This is a genomic window from Cellulomonas sp., assembly GCF_035634735.1.
Taxonomy (GTDB): Bacteria; Actinomycetota; Actinomycetes; order Actinomycetales; family Cellulomonadaceae; genus Cellulomonas.
In genome coordinates this window covers 1-3,988 of record NZ_DASQCJ010000199.1, presented here as the reverse complement: position 1 = coordinate 3,988, position 3,988 = coordinate 1, and the positions used below count along the sequence as shown (strand labels likewise).

5 protein-coding genes are annotated in these 3,988 nt (G+C 77.9%); all 5 read right to left on the bottom strand.

Going from position 1 to position 3,988, the window contains the following annotated elements:
- On the bottom strand, nucleotides 1-354 hold a 354-nt coding region (locus VER05_RS16515), incomplete at its 3' end, for a GTPase (RefSeq protein ID WP_324846410.1).
- Nucleotides 355-414: 60 nt separating this feature from the next.
- The gene (locus tag VER05_RS16510) at nucleotides 415-1,047 is read right to left on the bottom strand and encodes a lysophospholipid acyltransferase family protein (RefSeq protein WP_324846409.1); all 633 of its coding nucleotides are present in this window, start codon (nucleotides 1,045-1,047) and stop codon (nucleotides 415-417) included.
- A 50-nt stretch (nucleotides 1,048-1,097) separates the two neighbouring features.
- Complete coding sequence (gene cmk, locus VER05_RS16505; protein WP_324846408.1) at nucleotides 1,098-1,823, bottom strand: (d)CMP kinase; 726 nt, start codon at nucleotides 1,821-1,823, stop codon at nucleotides 1,098-1,100.
- Entirely contained in the window at nucleotides 1,820-2,947 is a 1,128-nt protein-coding gene (locus VER05_RS16500; protein ID WP_324846407.1) for a prephenate dehydrogenase, read from the bottom strand. Before VER05_RS16500 ends, cmk begins: the two co-directional genes overlap by 4 nt.
- A partial coding sequence (locus VER05_RS16495; protein ID WP_324846406.1) for a pseudouridine synthase occupies nucleotides 2,944-3,988 on the bottom strand: 1,045 nt, incomplete at its 5' end. The genes VER05_RS16495 and VER05_RS16500, both read right to left, overlap by 4 nt.

The window sequence follows — 3,988 nt, the reverse complement described above, 5'->3', positions numbered from 1 at the left end:
GTCCTCGACGACGGCCTCGCGGCGGCCGAGGATGCGGTTGACCAGCGTCGACTTGCCGACGTTGGGGCGGCCGACGACCGCGAGCACGGGGAGCGCGAGGTGCGAGCCGTCCTCGTCGTCCTCGCCCCCGTCGCCGGAGAGCAGCGCGACGTCCTCGTCCTCGAGCTCGTAGTCGTCCAGCCCGGCCCGCAGGGCGCGCTCGCGCGCCTCGTCGTCCTCCGCCTCCGCGGTCACGTCGGTGCCGTCGAAGGGCTCGGCCTCGGCGGGGCCGTTCTCGAGGTCGTCGAGCTCCACGGAGTCGGGGGCCTCGAGGGCCTCGGAGGTGGTCGGCTGGGCCGGCTCGCTGTCATGCATGGGCACCATTCTCCCTGACCGAGCGCCCCCGGACGAACCGCGCCCCGAGCGGGCCCGGCGTCAGTCCGTCGGGAGCGCCGCGCCGGTGCGCGCCGCGGCGTCCGCCACGAGCGCCGACAGGGCCGCGCGCACCCGCTCCGTACCCGCGCCGACGGCCTCGCGCCGGGACTGACCCGCGGCCGGCGTCAGGTCGAGCGGCGCGCCGAGCTCCACGTGCAGCCGGCGTCGCGGGAAGGGGATGTGCCCGACCGACTCCCCCGTGCGCCGGGTGCCGAGGATCGCCACCGGGACCACCGGGGCGCCGCCGTGCACGGCCAGCCACGCCACCCCCGCGCGCGCCGAGGACGCGTCGCCGCGCCCCCGGTTGCCCTCGGGGAACACGCCCACCGCGTCGCCGCGGTGCAGCACGGCCAGGGCCGTGACGAGCGCCTCGCGCCCGCCCGAGCGGTCGACCGGGATCTGCTGGGCGGCGCGCAGGACGGCCCCGAGGGGACCGACGAACATCTCGTGCTTGACCAGGATGTGCACCGGCCGCGGGGTGACGCCCTGCAGCAGCGGGCCGTCGATGACGCTCGTGTGGTTCGCCGCGAACAGCACCGGGCCGGTGGTCGGCGCGTGCTCCGCGCCGACCACGCGGGCGTCCCAGATCCCGTGCGCGATCGTCCTGCCGAGCGCCCGCGCCCAGCCGGGCACCGGACGCCCCGCGACGGCCGTGCCGGGAGCCTCCCCGCGCCCCCGCCCGGTCACGCGTGCAGGTCCGCGGTGCGGGCCACCACGTCCAGCACCGCCTGCACGGTCTGGTCCAGGTCGAGCTCGGAGGAGTCGACCGTCACCACGCCGTCGGCGGCGACCAGGAACTGCGACACCGTCGAGTCGTCCGCGTCCCGGCGGACCACCTGGTCCCGGGTCGCCTCGACCGCGTCGGCGTCGTCCGAGCCGTGCACCTCGCGGGCGCGCCGGGCGAGCCGGGCCTCCTCGCTGGCGGTGAGCAGCAGCCGCACGTCCGCGTCCGGCGCGATGACCGTGGTGATGTCCCGGCCCTCCGCGACGATGCCGCGGCCGCCCGAGAACGCCGAGGACGCCGCCTGCGCCGCGATCTCCGCGCGCTGCCGGCGACCCAGCTCGGCGCGGACCTCCAGGTTGGTCGCCACGGCGCTCACGGCGGCGGAGATCGCGGTCTCCCGGATCGCCTCGCCCACGTCGTGCCCGTCCACGTGCACGCCGGGCTCCCGCGGGTCGACGCCCATCACGAGCGGCATCTCCCGGACCAGCCGCGCCACGGCGTCCGCGTCCGTCAGCGACACCCCGCGGTGCAGCGCCCACCAGGTCGCCGCGCGGTACATCGCGCCCGTGTCCAGGTACGCGAGCCCGAGCCGCTCGGCGACCCGGCGGGACACCGTCGACTTCCCCGAGCCCGAGGGCCCGTCGATCGCCACCACCACCGGTCGTCGCACGTCGTGCGCAGTCACCGAACCAACCTCCAACCGCGGGCCGTCAGCTCCGCCTCCAGGTGCGCCGAGCGCGCGGGGTCGACCGACACCGACGCCATGCCGACGGGTCGCCCCGCCGCGTGCTCGAGCTGCAGGTCCTCCAGGTTCACGCCGGCCGCGCCGACGTCCGTCAGCAGCCGCGCGAGCTCGCCGGGCCGGTCGGGCACCAGGGCCGTCACGACCGCGTACGAGCGCGGCGCGCCGCCGTGCTTGCCGGGCACGAGCGCCACGCCGGCGTTGCCGTCGGCGATCAGCCGCGCCACCCGGGCCAGGGCGCCGAGCTCGACGTCCTCCGGCCCGCTCGCCCGGGCCGCGCTGTCCAGCGCGCCCAGGACCTCGTCCAGGTCGTCCCGCAGCCCCGCGAGCACGCCGCGCACCGCCGCCGCGTTCGCCGCCAGGATCGACGTCCAGAGCGCCGGGTCCGACGACGCGATGCGCGTCACGTCCCGCAGCCCCTGGCCCGCGAGCCCGAGCGCGTCCGGCTCGGCGCGCCGCAGCCGGGCGGCCACCAGGCTCGCCGCCACCTGCGGCACGTGCGAGACGACGGCCACCGCGGCGTCGTGCTCGGCGGCGTCCATCGTCACGGGCAGGCTGCCCAGGTCGGTCGCCAGCGCCCGCACCGCGAGCAGCGCGTCCGGCCGCGACTCCCCCGAGTCGACGACGACCCACGGCCGCCCGACGAACAGGTCCGGCACCGCCGCCGCCGGGCCCGAGCGCTCCCGCCCGGCCATCGGGTGCGACCCGACGTACCGGGTGAGGTCCGCGCCCGCGGCCCGCAGCTCGGACAGCACGTAGCCCTTGACGCTCGCCACGTCCGTGACGACCGCGCCCGGGTGCGCGGCGAGCTCCGCCCGCACCACGTCCGCGGTCACGTCCGGGGGCGCGGCGACCACGACGAGCGCGGGCTCCGGGTCGCCGTCCGCCGCGGGCCGCCCCGCCCCGACGTCACGGGCCAGGGCCAGCGCCGTGCGGGACGGGTCGTGCAGCGTGACGTCGACGCCGCGCGCGGTCAGCGCGAGGCCGACCGACGCGCCGAGCAGCCCCGTGCCGACCACGCGGACCGGGCCGCGGGTCACCACCGCGGGCGTGCCGTTCGTGCTCACATGCCCACCGACGTCATCAGCGAGCCGACCTCCGCCTTCCCGAGCACGCGGGTGCGGCCCGGGCGCAGGTCGCCGAGCTTGATCGGGCCGATCTGGGTGCGCAGCAGGCGGGTCACCGGGTGGCCCACCTCCTCCAGCAGCCGGCGGACGACGCGGTTGCGGCCCTCGTGGATCACGATCTCGACCATGCTGGCCTGCGGCGTGGCGTCCACGACGCGGAACGCGTCGACCGCCACGACGCCGTCCTCGAGCTCGACACCCTTCTTGAGCCGGGCGCCGACGCCGGCCGGCACCCGGCCGTCGACCGTCGCCAGGTACGTCTTGCTGACGCCGTGCGACGGGTGGGACAGCCGGTTGGCCAGCTCGCCGTCGTTGGTCAGCAGGATCAGGCCCTCCGAGTCGGCGTCGAGGCGCCCGACGTGGAACAGCCGCTCCTCGCGGTTCTGCACGAACTGCTCGAGCGACGGGCGGCCCTCGGGGTCGTGCATGGTCGACACGACGCCGAGCGGCTTGTTCAGCGCCAGCGTGATGACGTCCTTGTCGAGCTGCAGCCGCAGGCCGTCGACGTGGATCACCGCGGAGCGCGGGTCGACGCGCACGCCGAGCTCGAGCACCACCTGCTCGTCGACCGTCACCCGGCCGGCCGCGATCAGCTCCTCGCACGCGCGGCGCGAGCCGAGTCCCGCCTGCGCGAGCACCTTCTGCAGCCGCACGCCCTCGGGGTCGTGCACGTCGATGTCCGTCGGGCGCGGGCCGCGCGGGGGCGTGCGGCGCTGCTGCGGCGGGCGGGACGGCCAGGCCGAGCCCGGGCGGCCGGTGTCGGCGCCGCGGGGGGCGCCGGAGCGAGGGGCGCCGCCGGGACGGCCCGAGCCCGCGACCCGGCCTGACGAGGTGCCGCCCGTGCGGGTCGAGGACGCGCCGGGGCGACCCGAGCCCGGACGCCCGGAGCCGCCGCCGTAGCCGCCGCCCGAGGACGGCCGGCCCGCGCCTGCGCCGTACCCGCCGCCGGAGGACGGGCGGCCTGAGCCGCCGCCCTGCCCG